The sequence below is a fragment of the Microbacterium sp. NPDC057659 genome, from assembly GCF_042799915.1.
Taxonomy (GTDB): Bacteria; Actinomycetota; Actinomycetes; order Actinomycetales; family Microbacteriaceae; genus Microbacterium.
Map to the genome: position 1 here is coordinate 346846 of NZ_JBHVHU010000001.1, position 15894 is coordinate 362739.

At 69.1% G+C, this 15894-nt stretch carries 14 protein-coding genes; 7 read left to right on the forward strand and 7 right to left on the reverse strand.

Annotated elements, in window-relative coordinates; translation table 11 throughout:
* From ACFVAE_RS01705 to ACFVAE_RS01715, 3 genes are read left to right on the forward strand one after another with little or no spacing between them, the layout of a single operon-like run.
* Entirely contained in the window at positions 1–1620 is a 1620-nt protein-coding gene (locus ACFVAE_RS01705) for an FAD-binding oxidoreductase (RefSeq protein WP_378887278.1), read from the forward strand.
* A gap of 1 nt (position 1621) precedes the next feature.
* Positions 1622–2530, forward strand: a complete 909-nt coding sequence (locus ACFVAE_RS01710; RefSeq protein WP_378887280.1) for a diacylglycerol/lipid kinase family protein — start codon at positions 1622–1624, stop codon at positions 2528–2530.
* The gene (locus ACFVAE_RS01715) at positions 2523–4145 is read left to right on the forward strand and encodes a GMC oxidoreductase (RefSeq protein WP_378887282.1); all 1623 of its coding nucleotides are present in this window, start codon (positions 2523–2525) and stop codon (positions 4143–4145) included. The genes ACFVAE_RS01710 and ACFVAE_RS01715 overlap by 8 nt, the downstream gene beginning before the upstream one ends.
* Positions 4146–4204: 59 nt before the next feature.
* On the opposite strand, the gene ACFVAE_RS01720 is transcribed toward ACFVAE_RS01715, so the two are convergent.
* From ACFVAE_RS01720 to ACFVAE_RS01735, 4 genes are all read right to left on the reverse strand, one after another.
* Positions 4205–6343 carry a 3-hydroxyacyl-CoA dehydrogenase NAD-binding domain-containing protein gene (locus ACFVAE_RS01720; protein WP_378887284.1) on the reverse strand — a complete coding sequence of 713 codons (2139 nt, stop codon included), beginning with the start codon at positions 6341–6343 and terminating at the stop codon, positions 4205–4207.
* An 11-nt stretch (positions 6344–6354) separates the two neighbouring features.
* Positions 6355–7563 (reverse strand): thiolase family protein, encoded by a 1209-nt coding sequence (locus ACFVAE_RS01725; protein WP_378887286.1) that lies wholly within the window; start codon positions 7561–7563, stop codon positions 6355–6357.
* A gap of 73 nt (positions 7564–7636) precedes the next feature.
* Positions 7637–8836: a ribonuclease D gene (locus ACFVAE_RS01730; RefSeq protein ID WP_378887288.1), complete on the reverse strand. Its 1200-nt coding sequence runs from the start codon at positions 8834–8836 to the stop codon at positions 7637–7639.
* Complete coding sequence (locus tag ACFVAE_RS01735) at positions 8829–9410, reverse strand: DUF3000 domain-containing protein (protein WP_378887290.1); 582 nt, start codon at positions 9408–9410, stop codon at positions 8829–8831. Before ACFVAE_RS01735 ends, ACFVAE_RS01730 begins: the two co-directional genes overlap by 8 nt.
* A gap of 25 nt (positions 9411–9435) precedes the next feature.
* Here ACFVAE_RS01735 and ACFVAE_RS01740 point away from each other — a divergent pair, with 25 nt between their 5' ends.
* Positions 9436–10614, forward strand: a complete 1179-nt coding sequence (locus tag ACFVAE_RS01740; protein ID WP_378887292.1) for an alpha/beta hydrolase family protein — start codon at positions 9436–9438, stop codon at positions 10612–10614.
* Positions 10615–10656: 42 nt separating this feature from the next.
* Here the strand turns inward: ACFVAE_RS01740 and ACFVAE_RS01745 are convergent, their stop codons facing one another.
* Both ACFVAE_RS01745 and ACFVAE_RS01750 read right to left on the reverse strand, forming a co-directional pair.
* Positions 10657–11085: a SufE family protein gene (locus ACFVAE_RS01745; RefSeq protein WP_378887294.1), complete on the reverse strand. Its 429-nt coding sequence runs from the start codon at positions 11083–11085 to the stop codon at positions 10657–10659.
* 19 nt (positions 11086–11104) lie between these two features.
* Positions 11105–12001 (reverse strand): sulfurtransferase, encoded by an 897-nt coding sequence (locus tag ACFVAE_RS01750; protein WP_378887296.1) that lies wholly within the window; start codon positions 11999–12001, stop codon positions 11105–11107.
* Positions 12002–12125: 124 nt separating this feature from the next.
* Here ACFVAE_RS01750 and zapE point away from each other — a divergent pair, with 124 nt between their 5' ends.
* Both zapE and ACFVAE_RS01760 read left to right on the forward strand, forming a co-directional pair.
* Positions 12126–13166: a cell division protein ZapE gene (zapE, locus tag ACFVAE_RS01755; protein ID WP_378887298.1), complete on the forward strand. Its 1041-nt coding sequence runs from the start codon at positions 12126–12128 to the stop codon at positions 13164–13166.
* A 117-nt stretch (positions 13167–13283) separates the two neighbouring features.
* Positions 13284–14534 (forward strand): ammonium transporter, encoded by a 1251-nt coding sequence (locus ACFVAE_RS01760; protein WP_378887300.1) that lies wholly within the window; start codon positions 13284–13286, stop codon positions 14532–14534.
* Between the two features lie 63 nt (positions 14535–14597).
* Here ACFVAE_RS01760 and ACFVAE_RS01765 read toward each other — a convergent pair whose 3' ends face one another.
* Complete coding sequence (locus ACFVAE_RS01765) at positions 14598–15239, reverse strand: YceI family protein (RefSeq protein WP_378887302.1); 642 nt, start codon at positions 15237–15239, stop codon at positions 14598–14600.
* Between the two features lie 103 nt (positions 15240–15342).
* Here ACFVAE_RS01765 and ACFVAE_RS01770 point away from each other — a divergent pair, with 103 nt between their 5' ends.
* Positions 15343–15894 (forward strand): type II toxin-antitoxin system PemK/MazF family toxin, encoded by a 552-nt coding sequence (locus tag ACFVAE_RS01770; protein WP_378887304.1) that lies wholly within the window; start codon positions 15343–15345, stop codon positions 15892–15894.

The window sequence follows — 15894 nt, forward strand, 5'->3', positions numbered from 1 at the left end:
ATGATCGACGAAGACGGCAGAGTTGCCGAAGACGCGCCGATGCGCTGGAACGGCTGGGGCGACCCGGCCAAGGAGAAAGATCTCCCGCGCGCCGTGCGCACACTGCTGCCTCTGCTGCTGGGGCGGATCCGCCGTCCGGAGTCCGCTGTGCCGCTCCCGGAGGTCGTGCTTCCGGCATCCGGTCTCACGGCGGATGACCTCGCCGCCTTCAGTGCCGTCGTCGGCGCCGAGCATGTCGACGTCTCGCTCGAATCGCGCGTTCAGCACGCCGGCGGCAGATCGACCCCCGACCTGCTGCGCCGCCGGATGCCGCGCCAGGACGCTCCGGATGCGGTCGTGCGCGCCGGCAGCCACGCCGACGTCGTCGCCTGCCTGACCGTCGCCGCTGCGCACGACCTCGCCGTCATCCCGTTCGGTGGCGGCACCAGTGTCGTCGGCGCGCTCGACCCGGAGCGCGGACGCCACCGCGGCGTCGTCAGCCTCGATCTGCGGCGGATGTCGGGGCTGATCGCCCTGGACGAGATCAGCGGCGAGGCGACGCTGGCGGCCGGCACGACGGGTCCCGAGGCCGAGGCGCTTCTCGCCGCGCGCGGGTACGAGCTCGGACACTACCCGCAGAGCTTCCGCTACGCGACCGTCGGCGGCTTTGCGGCTGCGCGGTCGTCCGGGCAGAACTCGGCCGGCTACGGCCGGTTCGAGACCATGGTCACCGGCATCCGCGTCGCGACGCCCACCGGAGACATCGACCTCGGCCGGTCGCCGGGGTCGGCGGCCGGGCCTGATCTCGTGCGCGTCTTCCTCGGCTCCGAGGGCATCTTCGGCGTCATCACCGAGGTGCGCGTACGGGTCCATCCGGTGCCGAGCGAGCGAGTCTTCGAGGCGTGGACGTTCCGCGACTTCGCCTCCGGCGCCGACGGCCTGCGCCGCGTCGCTCAGCACGGCGGCGGCCCGACCGTCATCCGGCTCTCCGATGAGGCTGAGACCGCAGTGAGCCTGGCACAGGTGGGCAAGATCGGCAAGCTCCTCGCCAAGGGGGCGAGCGTCATCACCGTGTACGAGGGCGTCGACATCGCCGGCCGCCGTGCACGCACTGCGGAACTGCTCGCGCAGGCGGGCGGCACGTCGACCGGCCAGGGCGCAGCCGAGGACTGGCTCGAAGGCCGCTTCGACGGACCGTACCTGCGCGACTCCCTCCTCGACGCCGGCGTGTTCTGCGAGACGCTCGAGACGGCGACCACCTGGGCGAACCTGCAGAGCCTCCGCGATGCGGTCGAGAGCGCGCTGCGTGACAGGTTCGCCGCCGAGGGCGCGAAGAGCTACATCATGTGCCACGTCTCGCACATCTACCCGACCGGGGCGTCGCTGTACTTCACGGTGCTCGCCGGCCTGCGCACCGAGCCGTTGGAAGCCTGGCAGCGGGTGAAAGCCGCCGTGAACGACGCGATCATCGCCAGCGGCGGCACGATCAGCCATCACCACGCCGTCGGGCGCGATCACGCCCCCTGGCTCGAGCAGGAGATCGGCGAGACCGGGGTGCGCATCCTGCGCGCCATCAAGCGTGAGCTCGACCCCACCGGCATCCTCAACCCCGGAGCCGTGATCTCCGAGCGGGACGCCTGAGTTGGGCGACCACATCGCGCTGCTGGCCAATCCGGACTCCGGCAAGGGACGCGGGCGCGACACTGCGGATGCTGCGCTCGCGCACCTGCGCGCACGCGGTGCGGAGGTGCTGACCTATGCCGGGCGATCCGCGAGGGAGATGGCGGCGCTGGCCGCCCAGGCTGTCGCTGAGCAACCCCGTGTGCTGGTCGTGGTCGGTGGGGACGGTACGCTCTCCGGCATCCTCGACGCGGTTCGCGGCACGGATGTGCCGATCGCGCTCGTCCCGGCGGGCACGGGCAACGACCTGGCCCGCGCACTCGGCCTCCCACGACACGATGCGGCCGCCGCTGCCGAACTCGCGCTCACCGGCGTCGCGCGGAGGATCGACGTCGGCGAGATCCGCACACGCGCGCGCAGCGCCCCGTTCCTCACCGTCGCGGCGCTCGGCTTCGACGCCAAGGTCAGCGACCGCACCAATCAGCTGCGTTGGCCGCGCGGCAGACTGCGCTACTACCTCGCGATCATCGGCGAGCTGGTGCGGCTGCGGCCGATGGACTTCACGCTCTCCGCAGATGGCGAGGAGGCCGCGCGCCGTCCAGGGACGCTGATCGCCGTCGCGAACACGGCGAGCTACGGCGGCGGGATGCCGGTGGCCGCGGGCGCCGTGCCTGATGACGCGCTGCTGGATGTCGTGCACGTCGCGCCGCTCGGACGACTCCGGCTGGCGATGCTGTTCCCGCTGCTGCTCCGAGGACGGCATCTGGGGCGGCCGGAGGTGACGCATCGGCATGCGCGTTCGGTGAGCGTGCGCGCGCCGGGGCTCGTCGTCTACGCGGACGGCGAGAGGATCGGCGAGGACGAGTGCACGATCACCGTGCATCCGGCAGCGCTGACCGTGATGGTTCCTGGAGAGGAGAGGCATGGTTGACTTCGACGAGGATGTCGTCGTCATCGGATCGGGATTCGGCGGCTCCGTCGCCGCACTTCGACTGGCCGAGAAGGGCTACCGGGTGCGGGTCTACGAGGCGGGCCGCCGCTTCGAGGACGATGACTTCGCCAAGACGTCGTGGGACGTGCGCAGGTATCTGTGGGCGCCGGCGATCGGATGCCGCGGTGTGCAGCGCATCCACCGGCTGCCTGACGTGATGATCCTGGCCGGCGCCGGTGTCGGCGGCGGTTCGCTGAACTACGCGAACACCCTGTACCAGCCCGGCTCGCCGTTCTTCACCGACCGGCAATGGGCCGATATCACCGACTGGCAGACCGAACTCGAGCCGCACTACGCGACGGCGAAGCGGATGCTGGGCGTCGTCGAGCACTACCCGCACACCGGACCGGTGGAGCGGATCATGGCGGGAGCCGCGGAGGATCTCGGTGTGGGCGGCACGTTCCGGCGCGCGCCCGTCGGCGTCTTCCTCGGCACACCGGGCGTCCGCGTGCCCGATCCGTTCTTCGACGGCGAGGGACCGGAGCGCACCGGATGCACGCTGTGCGGCAACTGCATGGTCGGTTGCCGCGTGGGCGCGAAGAACACCCTCATGAAGAACTACCTCGCCCTGGCGGAACGACGCGGCGTGATCATCGAGGCGCTCCGGACTGTCACCGACGTGCGGGCGCTGCGCGGCGGTGGATTCGCCGTCACGACGCAGAACAGCGGCGCATGGCTGCGGCACGGCCGCCGCACGGTCACCGCGAAGCAGGTGGTGCTCGCCGCGGGCACCTGGGGCACGCAGCAGCTGCTGCACCGGATGAAGGCATCCGGTGCTCTGCCCCACCTGTCGGATGCTCTCGGTCGTCTCACCCGCACCAACTCCGAGGCGCTCGACGGCGCGATCGCCACGCGGGTTCCGGAGTCGCTGGAGTTCACCCGTGGTGTCGCGATCACGACCTCGTTCCATGTCGATGACCGCACCCACGTCGAGAACGTGCGCTACGGGCCAGGTTCCAACCTCATGGGCGCGCTGGCGACGATCCTCGTCCCCGGCGACGTGCCGTTGCACCGGCGTCTCGGCCATCTGATCGGCCGCGCACTGCGGCATCCGGTGCGGCAGCTGCGACTGGGCTCGCTGCGCCGCTGGAGCGACCGCGGGATCATCGCCCTGGTGATGCAGACCGCCGACAACTCCCTGACGCTGTCGCTGCGCCGTCGCTTCGGCCGCCTGGCGATGACGAGCAGGCAGGGACACGGCGAGCCCAACCCCAGCCACCTGCCGCAAGCGCACCGCGCCGCGGAGGCGATCGCCGCGCGAATCGAGCGTGACGGGGGAGTGCCGGCCGAGGCCAGGGGCTCCTGGCCCGAGGTGTTCGGCATCCCGCTGACCGCGCACTTCCTGGGCGGTGCCGTGGTCTCGCGGAGCCCGGAGGAAGGCGTCATCGACGAGTATCACCGCGTGTGGGGGCATCCGGATCTGCATGTGGTGGACGGCTCCGCGGTGCCGGCGAACCCCGGCGTGAACCCCTCGCTCACGATCACCGCACTCGCGGAGCGCGCACTGTCGTACTGGCCCTCGGTGGGAGAGACGGACACCAGGCCCACGCAGTAACCGGAACGACGAAGGGGCGGGAGAGGATGAACCTCTCCCGCCCCTTCGTCGTGCTCGGATCAGGCGATGCCGCGGATCACCGGGGTGTGGAAGGTGCCGCCGAAGACGCGCTCCGAGGCTCCCTCACGGTCCAGGTACGGCGACGCGCCACCGTCGATGAACGGCCAGCCCGCACCGAGGATCAGGCAGAGGTCGATGTCCTCGACCTCGGGCACGACACCCTCGTCCAGCATGAGACGGATCTCCTGCGCGAGGCCGTCCTGCACGCGCCGCAGGATCTCGTCGGCGGATGCCGGGGAGTTGCCCGCAGCCTGCTTGACGAGCTTGTCCGCAGCCTTGGTGAACCCGGTCACGCGACCGCCCTTGTCCTTCTCGACCACCTGGTCGAGGTCGGCGAGGGCGTGGAAGTTCTCGTTCGCGTAGAACCGCTCCGGGAAGTGCGCCACCATCGTGTCCTGCACGTGCGCGGCGACCTTCCAGCCGACCAGGTCGATCAGCTGGAACGGGCCCATCGGCAGTCCGAGCGGACCGAACGCCTTCTCCACCTCGGCCACCGGGGTGCCCTCGTAGACGGCGCGCGCGGCCTCGCCCATGACCTTGGCCAGCAGGCGGTTCACCACGAAGCCGGGGGCGTCGGCAGTGAGCACGGCGTTCTTGCCGAGGCCCTTCGCCACGACGAACGCGGTCGACAGTGCGGCCTCCGTGGTCGAGGAGGTCTTCACGATCTCGATCAGCGGCATGACGGCGACGGGGTTGAAGAAGTGGAAGCCGACCAGACGCTCGGGGTGCTCGAGCTTCGAGCCGATCTCCTCGACCGACAGCGAGGAGGTGTTGGTGGCGAGGATCGCGTCCTCGGCGATGATCTTCTCGATCTCACCGAAAACGGCCTGCTTGACACCGACCTCCTCGAACACGGCCTCGATCACGAAGTCGCAGTCCGCGTACAGCGACTTGTCGGTCGTGCCGGTCACCAGGCCGCGCAGCTTGTTGGCGGTGTCGCCGTCCAGGCGGCCCTTCGCCTCGAGCTTGCCGATCTCCTCGTGGATGTACGCGACGCCCTTGTCGACGCGCGCCTGGTCGAGGTCGGTGATCAGCACCGGAACCTGCAGCTTGCGCACGAACAGCAGCGCGAACTGGCTGGCCATCAGACCCGCACCGATGATGCCGACCTTGGTGACCTTCTTCGCCAGCGCCTTGTCGGGCGCGCCGACCGGACGCTTGGCGCGCTTCTGCACCAGGTCGAAGGCGTACATCGACGCAGCGAACTGATCACCGGTGACGAGCTCGGCGAGAGCCTCGTCCTCACGGGCGAACCCCTCGGCCTTGGTGCCGCTGCGCGCCTTGTCGAGCAGCTCGAGGGCCGCGTAGGGCGACTTCGGCACGGTGCCGATCTTCGACTCCAGCATCCCGCGGGCCATCTTGATCGCGACCGGCCACTTGACGGTGCGCTCGATCTTGCCCGGTGCGTTCTTCCGCTCGACCTTCTTGCCGCCGAGGACCTCGTCGGCCCAGCGCAGCGAGTTCTCGAGGAAGTTCGAGGCGGGGTAGATCTCGTCGAAGATGCCGAGCTCGTACGCCTGTTGCGGCTTGAGCATGCGGTTCTGCTTCAGCGGATTCGAGATGACCACCTCGAGGGCGTTCTCGATGCCGATCAGGTTCGGCAGCAGGTAGGCGCCGCCCCAGCCGGGGATGATGCCGAGGAACACCTCGGGCAGCGCGAGCGCCGCGGCCGAGGCATCCACCGTGCGGTAGGTGGAGTTCAGCGCGATCTCCATGCCGCCGCCCAGTGCGAGACCGTTCACGAAGGCGAAGCTGGGCACGCCGAGGTCGCTCAGCGAGCCGATCACCTTGTGGCCGAGCTGTGCGATGAGACGGGCGTTGTCCTTCGAGCCCACCTTGCTGATGTCGGACAGGTCGGCGCCGGCGGCGAGGATGTACTGCTTGCCGGTGATGCCGACCGCCTGGATCTCACCCGCGGCGGCGCGCGCCTTGAGGCCGGCGAGCGTCTCGCCGAGCTCGGTCAGCGTGGCGGGGCCGAGGGTGTTCGGACGGGTGTGGTCACGGCCGTTGTCGAGAGTGATCAGTGCGAGCACCTTGCCCGAGGCGAGGCGCACGTCGCGCACGGGGGAGTGCGTGATGACCTCGCCCTCGGTGAGGGCCATGATCGGCGAGAAATCGATGTCGTCGTAGTTCGTCATGGTGCGTGCCCTTACTTGCGCTTCTTCTTGCCGTCGAAGAACGGGTTCTCCCAGATGACGGAGCCGCCCTGGCCGAGGCCGACGCACATGGCGGTGAGGCCGTACTGCACGTCAGGACGCTCGGCGAACTGCGCCGCGAGCTGGATCATCAGCCGGACGCCGGTCGCGGCGAGCGGGTGGCCCACCGCGATCGCGCCGCCCCACTGGTTCACGCGCGGATCGTCGTCGGCGATGCCGAAGTGGTCGAGCAGCGAGATGACCTGGATGGCGAACGCCTCGTTCAGCTCGAACAGGCCGATGTCGTCGATCGTGAGACCGGCCTTCTTGAGGGCCTTCTCGGTCGAGGGGATCGGGCCGATGCCCATGATCTCGGGCTGCACGCCGGCGAACGCGAACGAGACCATCCGCATCTTCGGAGTGAGGCCGAACTCCTTGACCGCCCCGCCGCCGGCGAGCAGCGACATCGTCGCACCGTCGGTGAGCGGCGAAGAGGTGCCTGCAGTGACGCGCCCGTGCGGACGGAACGGCGTCTTCAGACTCGCGAGGTCCTCCATCGTGGTCTGCGGGCGGCGGCCCTCGTCCTCGGTGGCAAGGCCCCAGGCGCCGTCGGCGCCCTTGGTGGCGACGGTGACCAGGTCGGGCTGGATCTTTCCGGCGTCGTACGCGGCCTGCACCTTGTGCTGGCTGAGCATGCCGAAGCGGTCCGACCGCTCCTTGGTCAGGTGCGGGAAGCGGTCGAAGATGCGCTCCGCGGTCACCCCCATGTTCAGGGCACCGGGGTCGACCATCCGCTCCGCGACGAAGCGCGGGTTCGGGTCGGCGTTGCTGCCGATCGGGTGGTGACCCATGTGCTCGACGCCGCCGGCGAGGGCGAAGTCGTACATGCCGATGCCGATCGATGCGCCCATGGTGGTGACGCTGGTCATGGCGCCGGCGCACATGCGCTCGACCGCGAGACCGGGAACGGTGTGCGGGAGACCGGCCAGAATCGCGACGGAGCGTCCGAGGGTCAGGCCCTGGTCTCCGGTCTGGCTGGTCGCGGCGATGGCGACGTCGTCGATACGGTCCGCGGGGACGCCGGGATTGCGTTCCATCAGTCCGATGGTCGCCTTGACGGCGAGGTCATCCGCGCGGGTGTTCCAGTACATGCCCTTCTCGCCGGCGCGCCCGAAAGGTGTGCGCATTCCGTCGACGAAGAAGACGTCCGAGATCTCGGCCACTCTGCCTCCAGTGTTGTGGGATGTTCCCAGCCTAGGAAGGCGAGGCGAGCCGGCGGAATCGGTTGGATCGAATCTACGATTCCTCGGCCGCGGCCTCTTCCGCCGATTGCCCTGCTTCTACAAAGGCATCCGCGATCTTCTGTGCGGTCCGCTCAATCTGCCAGTTCCTGGCGCCGAGTGCGCCGAGCGCCGCGCCCACCTGTTCGGCGGTCGGCGTCGGTGCCGGCGGATGCCACGCCACGCGGCGCAGATAGTCCGGCGTCAGAAGGTTCTCGGTGGGCATGTGCAGCTCTTCCGCGGTCGCCTCCACCACAGGGCGGGCGGCTTTGAGCCTGGCATCCGCCTCGGGGTTGCGATCGGCCCACGCGCGCGGCGGGGGCAGCGCATCGCTGGGCACCCGCTCGCGCGGCAGATCGGTCGCAGCGCGGCCGCGCTCGATCGCGTTCCACCAGCGGTCGAGCTGCGTCCTGCTCGCGCGCCCGTTGAACTCCTTGAGGCCCGCCAGCGCCTGCTTGCTGGACGGGTTGGCCAGCAGCGCGGCGAGCAGTGCGCGGTCCGGCACCAGTCGGCCGGGGGAGACGTCGATCTCCTTCGCGTACTCCTCGCGGGCCGTCCACAGTTCGCGGGCGACGGCGAGGTTGCGGGCGCCGCGCACCTTGTGCAGGCCGCTGAGCCGACGCCAGGGGTCCTCACGCGGGGGTTTGGGTGCACGCGACAGCGTGGCGGCGAACTCCTCACCGGCGATCTCGGTCTTACCCGCTTCGGCGAGCTCGACCCGGAGCGCGTCCTCCACATCGATGAGGTGCAGCACGTCCAGCGCGGCGTACTCCAGCCACGGGTCGGGGAGCGGCCTGGTGGACCAGTCCGCAGCCGAGTGCTCCTTCTTCAGCGTGATCCCGAGAGTGTCCTCGACGACAGCGGCCAGGCCGACGCGCTCGTGGCCGAGCAGCCGCGAGGCGAGCTCGGTGTCGAAGACGGATGCCGGTTCCAGCTGCAGCTCGCGCAGCGACGGCAGGTCCTGGCTCGCGGCGTGGAAGACCCACTCCGCATCGCCGATCGCCTCCTGCAGCGGGGCGAAGTCGCCGATGGCCGGCGGGTCGAAGAGGAACACCCCGGCCTCCCTCCGGAAGACCTGCACCAGGTACGCGCGCTGGGAGTAGCGGAACCCGGACGCTCGTTCGACGTCGACAGCGACCGGTCCGTCCGCCTCGGCGAGCTGTGCCGCCGCCTTCTCGAAGGCCTTGCGATCGGAGATCACTTCATAGTCAGCCACGGCCGCCCTTTCTCGCGCCGAACACGGCGACGTTCTCAGAGCCGGGCGGCAACCCTGCAAGCATACCGACCAGCTCCGCCCAGGCCTCGGCGTGCGGTCGGACCGGTCCCTCAGGGGTCCAGGAGGCGCGCAGTTCGATCTGCGCGCCGTCTCCCTGCTCGGAGAGCCCTCCGAAGCCCTTCGAGAGGGTCTTCGTCGAGGTTCCGGATGCGGAGTGGTACACGGCGTCGCGGGACTCGAGCGCATCGACCAGCCATGACCAGGTGACGTCGGCGAGCAGCGGGTCGGTGCCGATCTCGGGCTCCAGCGGCGCCTGCGCGAAGGCGACGATGCGCCAGGGGCCGCCCCAGGCTGCCGGCTCCTCGGGATCGTGGAGCAGCACGAAGCGCCCTGTCCCGTAGATCGAGTCGCCGTGATCATCGGGTCGCACATCGGCGGCGAGGGCCAGCGAGAAGGGCGCGAGGCCCGTTGGCGAGGGGATCTCCCGGACGACGATGTCCGAGCGGAAAGCGATCTCGCGCAGCTGCGTCGCAGCGGCGTCGAAGAGCGCAGCGGATTCCGAGGGGGCGGTCACGGCAACAGGCTAGAGTCAGGAGGCGATGAAGAGTCTCAGGCACGCCGTAGCGGTCGCCGTACCCGCGCTCGTCGCGATCGCCGCGGCAGGAGCTGTCGCAACCGTGTTCGCCACCGCACGACGCGTCGTCACCCCCAGCGCCCGCAGCATGGACACCGAGATCCTCGCCGTCGACACCGGAGCGCAGACGATCGAGCTGCGCCGCACGCCCGACACGGAGCTGCCGGGGCGCTACGGCCTGTTCACGACCGGCACCTACGGGTATGTCAAGCTCGGCGCGGTGCTCAGCGCCGACCAGCGCAAGGTGCGGCGCAAGCTGCTCACCCAGATCGACATCGGAGCCAAGGTCGACCGCGGTGCCGCGTTCAGCGGCTGGTACTACTCGACCCCTGCCGAGCTGCACCTGCCCTATGAGACCGTGCTGATCGGCTCGCCCGCCGGTCCGTGCCCGGCATGGCTGTTCCCCGCAGCTCCGGATGCCGGAGCGTCCGACTCCCCGGCGGCCAAGACGTGGGTGATCCAGGTGCACGGCCGCGGGACCACGCGCGCGGAGTGCCTGCGCGCCGTGCCGGTGTTCCACTCGCTCGGCATGCCGACGCTCGTCGTCTCCTACCGCAACGACGGCGAGGCGCCGCGCAGCCGAGGCGGCTCGTACGCACTGGGGGCGTCCGAGTGGCTCGACGTCGACGCCGCCATCGGGCACGCGCTGCGGCACGGCGCGGAGCGCATCGTGCTGATGGGCTGGTCCATGGGCGGGGCGATCGTGCTGCAGGCATCCGTCAACTCGGCGCACCGCGACGCCATCGTCGGGATGGTGCTCGACTCACCTGTCGTGGACTGGCGCACCGTGCTGCGCTTCCAGGCGCGCGAGGCCGGTCTCCGCGAGCCGCTGCCCGCGCTCGCGATGGAGGCGCTGTCTACGCCGTGGTCGGCCCGTCTCGGCGGTGCCGAGCAGGCCATCCCCTTCGACAGTCTGGACATGGTCGCCCGGGCATCGGAACTGTCGGTGACGATCCTGATCCTGCACAGCGACGACGACGGGTTCGTGCCGTCCGACGCATCGCACGCCCTCGCCGCCGAGCGGCCAGACCTGGTCACCATGCCGACGTTCACCGTCGCACGGCACACCAAGCTGTGGAACTACGACCAGACGTCATGGACGACGGCCATCACCGACTGGATGTCAGAGCACATCAGCCGCTGAGCGCCCTTCGTCTCGGTCTCGCCAGCGCCCGAGGCGCAGGTCTCAGCGCTTCTGCGCGACCTGGTTCTTCGCGCGCATCAGCATGCCCGTCATCCCGCCGATGCGCAGCGGCGAGACCAGCTTGGTCAGGCCGAGGCTCTGCGGGTAGTCGTTCGGGATCGCGAGCACCTCGTCGGCCGTGAGCCCGTCGATGCCCTGCACCAGGATGCTGGCGAAGCCGCGCGTCGTCGGCGCCTCCCTCGGTGCGGTCGCGTGCATGTGCACGACGTCTTCCTTCACGTCGAGGTGGATGAACACGGGGGATTGGCACTCCGCGACGCGCTCGTACATCTCGGGGTGGTCGGCCAGTTCAGCGGGGACCTCCGGCAGTTCGTTCGCGAACTCGAGCAGCAGCGAGAGCCGGTCGCTCTCAGGCAGGTCGAGGAAGTCGTCGCGGAACTCGGCGAGGGTGTCAGGGACGTGCTCAGTCATCCCTGACATCCTCCCACGCTCAGAGCGAGCCGGGCTCGGCGCCGGTGGTGATCGGCACGCGCACGGCGCTGCCCCACTCGGTCCAGGAGCCGTCGTAATTGCGCACGTTCTCGAAGCCGAGCAGGTGCTGCAGCACGAACCAGGTGTGACTGGATCGCTCGCCGATGCGGCAGTAAGCGACGATCGCGTCGCCGTCCTTCAGCCCCGCGCCGTCGCGGTAGATCGCCTCGAGCTCGGCTCGGGTCTTGAAGCCGCCGTCCTCGGCGACGGCCTTGCCCCACGGCACGCTCTGCGCAGTGGGGATGTGGCCGGCGCGCAGCGCGCCCTCCTCCGGGTACGCGGGGGCAGAAGTGCGCTCACCGCTGTACTCCTCGGGCGAGCGAACGTCGATCAGCGGGCCCTGGCCGATGAAGGCGACGACGTCGTCCTTGTAGGCGCGCAGCACGGAGTCGTCGCGCTGCACCACCGGGTACTCGGTGCGCGCACGGTCGGCCGGGGCAGTGGTGATCTCGCGTCCCTCGGAGATCCAGCGGTCGCGGCCGCCGTCCAGCAGGCGCACGTCCTCGTGACCGAAGAGCGAGAAGACCCACAGTGCGTAGGCGGCCCACCAGTTGTTCTTGTCGCCGTAGATCACGACCGTGTCTTCGCGAGAGATGCCTTTGCGGCTGAGCAGTTCGGCGAAGCCGGCGCCGTCGACGTAATCGCGCACGACAGGGTCGTTGAGCTCGGTGTGCCAGTCCACCTTCACCGCTCCGGGGATGTGCCCTGTCTCGTACAGCAGCACGTCCTCGTCGGATTCGACGACCACGAGCCCGGGCTCGCCGAGGTGCGCTGCGAGCCAGTCCGTGGTGACGAGCCGGCCGGGCTCGGCGTACTCGGCGAACTTGGCGGAACTGGTGTCGAACTCGATGGGCACGGAGGTCTCCTGTGGTCGGGCGAACGGGTGGTTCGGGCAGACGGCGTAATGTGGAGCCGTCCCTTTGACGATAAGCCTCCCCGCGGCAGTGCGCATGCGGATTACGAAAGACGTCTACACGCGAATGACCCAGGCGACCAGCACCGGAATCGTCCACATCACCGATCGGATGCCGGTGGTCACCGGCAGCGAGATGCTGGCCAGCCTCGTGCCTCCGCCTCAGTTCGACGGGGCGACCTTCGAGAGCTACCGGGCCGATGCCGCCTACCCCTCGCAGGAGGAGTCCAAGGAGAAGCTGATGCGCTTCGCCGGAGGGGCTGCCCAGCCGGTGAAGCGGGGCGGACTGTTCCGCCGGGCGCCGAAGGAGCCCGAGACCAAGCCCGGCGTGTACCTCGACGGCGGCTTCGGCGTCGGCAAGACGCACCTGCTCGCCGCGATCTACCACGCGATGCCCGCACGCCGGAAGTACTTCGGATCGTTCATCGAGTACACCGCACTCGTCGGAGCCCTCGGCTACAAGAACACGGTGGAGCTGCTGCGCGGATCCGATCTGCTCTGCATCGACGAGTTCGAGCTCGACGATCCGGGCGACACCATGGTCATGACCAGGCTGCTCGGCGAGCTCGTGGCCTCCGGCACCAAACTGGCAGCCACCTCGAACACGCCGCCGAACGCCCTCGGCGAGGGGCGCTTCGCCGCGCAGGACTTCCTCCGTGAGATCCAGGCGATGTCCGACAGCTTCGAGACGCTGCGCATCGACGGCGTCGACTACCGTCAGCGCGCGATCGACGGGCACTCCGTCACGCTCGACGACGCGGCGTTCGCCGTCGCGATCGAGCAGGGGGCGGCCGGCGCCGTCGCATCCGACGACGAGTTCGGCGAGGTCATCAGGCATCTTGCCCAGGTGCATCCGTCCCGCTACATCCGCCTGATCGACGGGTTGAGCCTGATCGGCCTCCGCGACGTGCACGTGTTGACGGACCAGTCCGAGGCGCTGCGCTTCGTCGCCTTCGTCGATCGCGTCTACGACGCGCAGATCCCTGTCGTCGCCACCGGAACCCCTCTCGACGAGGTGTTCTCCGAGGAGATGCTCGGCGGCGGCTACCGCAAGAAGTACCTGCGGGCGATCTCGCGTCTGAACGCGCTCACCCACTCCGCCGCGTAACACGACGTTCACACGGGGGAGCAGCCCGTAACACGTCCGCAACACGGCGAACGATCAGCGGAAACGCGACAGTTCCACACTGAACCTCAACTTCTTCTCCCGAAAGTGAGGTTCGACATGGATGCACCGGGGAACATCTCCTGGGCCGTGACCGCGACGGCGCTGGTACTGCTGATGACGCCGGGCGTGGCGTTCTTCTACGGTGGTCTGGTCAAGGCGAAGAGCGTCATCAGCATGATGATGATGAGCTTCGGCGCGATCGGGCTCATCGCCGTGCTGTGGATGCTCTACGGCTACTCGATGAGCACCGTCGAGAACCCTCTGCAGTTCGCGGGCAACCCCTTCGCGGACTTCGGCCTCGCGGAGTCGGCGTCGGAGCCGGGCGCGAACGTCGGTCTGCTGAGCGTCGCCTATGGCGCGACGTTCGCGATCATCACCGTCGCGCTGATCTCCGGGGCGATCGCCGACCGGGCGAAGTTCGGGCCCTGGCTGATCTTCGTAGGCGTCTTCGGCACCATCGGCTACTTCCCGATCGCGGCCTGGGTCTGGGGCGGTGGCTGGATCATGAACCTCGGCTCGTGGCTGTTCGGTGAGGACAGCGGTATCGCGGTGATCGACTACGCGGGTGGCACCGCGGTGCACATCAACGCCGGTGCGGCCGCACTCGCGCTGTCGCTCGTGCTCGGCAAGCGCATCGGGTTCCACAAGGGCATGCAGAAGCCGCACAACGTGCCGCTGACCCTGCTCGGCGCCGCGCTGCTGTGGTTCGGCTGGTTCGGATTCAACGCCGGAGCGGAGTGGCTCGCCGAGGACATGGGCAAGGTCGGTCTGATCGCGATCAACACCATGGGCGCCGCCGCAGCGGGCATCCTGGGGTGGATCCTGATCGAGAAGATCAAGGACGGCAAGCCCACTTCCGTCGGCGCGGTCTCCGGCGCGGTGGCCGGCCTCGTCGCGATCACTCCCGCGTGCGCGAACCTCGCACCGGGGTGGGCGCTGCTGCTCGGCGCGCTGTCGGGCGTCGCCTGCGCCGTGGCGGTCGAGGTGAAGTACCGACTGGGCTTCGACGACTCGCTCGACGTGGTCGGACTGCACCTGGTCGGCGGCCTGCTGGGTACCGTCTACCTCGGGTTCTTCGCAACCGGTCAGGGACTGTTCACCGGAGGCGACCTGCGACTGCTGGCGGTGCAGGTGCTGGCATCCGGCGGCGTGATGATCTACTCCTTCGTCGTCGCCCTGGTGATCGGATTCGCGATCGAGAAGACGATCGGATTCCGGGTCACCAGCGACGAGGAGATCGCGGGCGTGGACCTCGCGGTGCACGGCGAAGCGGGCTACGCGCTGGACGAGCCGGTCGCCGCGCACTGAGCGGAGATGCGGAAGAGGCGGGGATCCCGGTGGATCCCCGCCTCTTCGCCGTGTCTGTGATGCTCAGGACTCCTCGGAGCCCTCTTCGCCCTCGGCGGCGTTCTCGGCGGACTCGTCCTCGTCGGACGCGTCCGCAGGAGCGGCATCCTCATCCGACGCCTCGACCTTGACCGCGGAGATCTCGAACTCGAGCGTGATCTTCTCGGAGACGAGCACACCGCCGGAGTCCAGGGGAGTGTTCCACTCCAGGCCGAAGTCGCGGCGGTTCAGACGGCGGGTGCCCTCGAAGCCGGCGCGGAGTTCGCCGTAGGCGCCGGTCTCGAGACCGATCAGCGCGAGCGGGATCATGACCTGCTTGGTGACGTCGCGGATGGTCAGATCGCCGGTCACCGAGAACGCACGGTCGTCGACCTCTTCGATGTGGGTGCTGACGAACGTGATCTCCGGCCACTTCTCGGCATCGAAGAAGTCGCTGCTGCGCAGGTGATCGTCGCGCTGCTGCACGCGGGTGTCGACGCTGCCGACCTGCATGGTGACCTTCGCCCAGGACTGGTCCGGGTTCTCGGTGTCGACGTGCAGGTGGCCGGTGATCTCGTTGAAGGCGCCGCGGACGGTGGTCACCATGGCGTGCTTGGCAGAGAACCCGATGCGGGTGTGCGTCGGGTCGAATTCCCAGTCGCCGTTGACTTTCTCGAGATCGATCACGCGTGTCTCCTATATTCGTTCTCGCTCGGGATGACGAGAGATCCGTCTGAGCATAGCAATCAGTCCTGTGCGCGATCCTCTGCCGCTCATCTATGTTGGGCGAGTGAGTTCGACCAACGGCATCCTGTCCACTCTGCTCGACATCCTGCAGAAGATCCTGCGCAAGGAGGCGACCGTCTCCCCGGTCGCACCGCGGCGTCCCGATCACTCCGGCATGGCGGAGGAGGCAGGTCGGATGCCGGGGAGCGAGACGATCCGTGTCGATCCCGACCGCATCCGAGATCTGCGCGTCTCCTATGCCCCGCAGCGCGACGGCGCCCCCGATGCGGGTGAGGTGATCTGGACGTGGGTGCCCTATGAGGAGAACGACGGACGCGGCAAGGACCGCCCCGTGCTGGTGATCGGCCGGCATTCGACGGATCGCGTCTACGCGGTGCGGATGACGAGCAAGCCGCACGATGGCGACCGCGACTACCTGTCCATCGGCTCCGGCGGATGGGACGGTCAGGGGCGCCAGTCGTGGGTCGACATCGAGCAGCTCTACAGCGTGCACGACCGCGGGATGCGTCGTGAGGCGGCGGTCCTCGACAGAGAGAGGTACAAGCACGTCGTGGCGGCGCTGATGCGCCGGTACGGCTGGGCTCGGGAGAGCTGA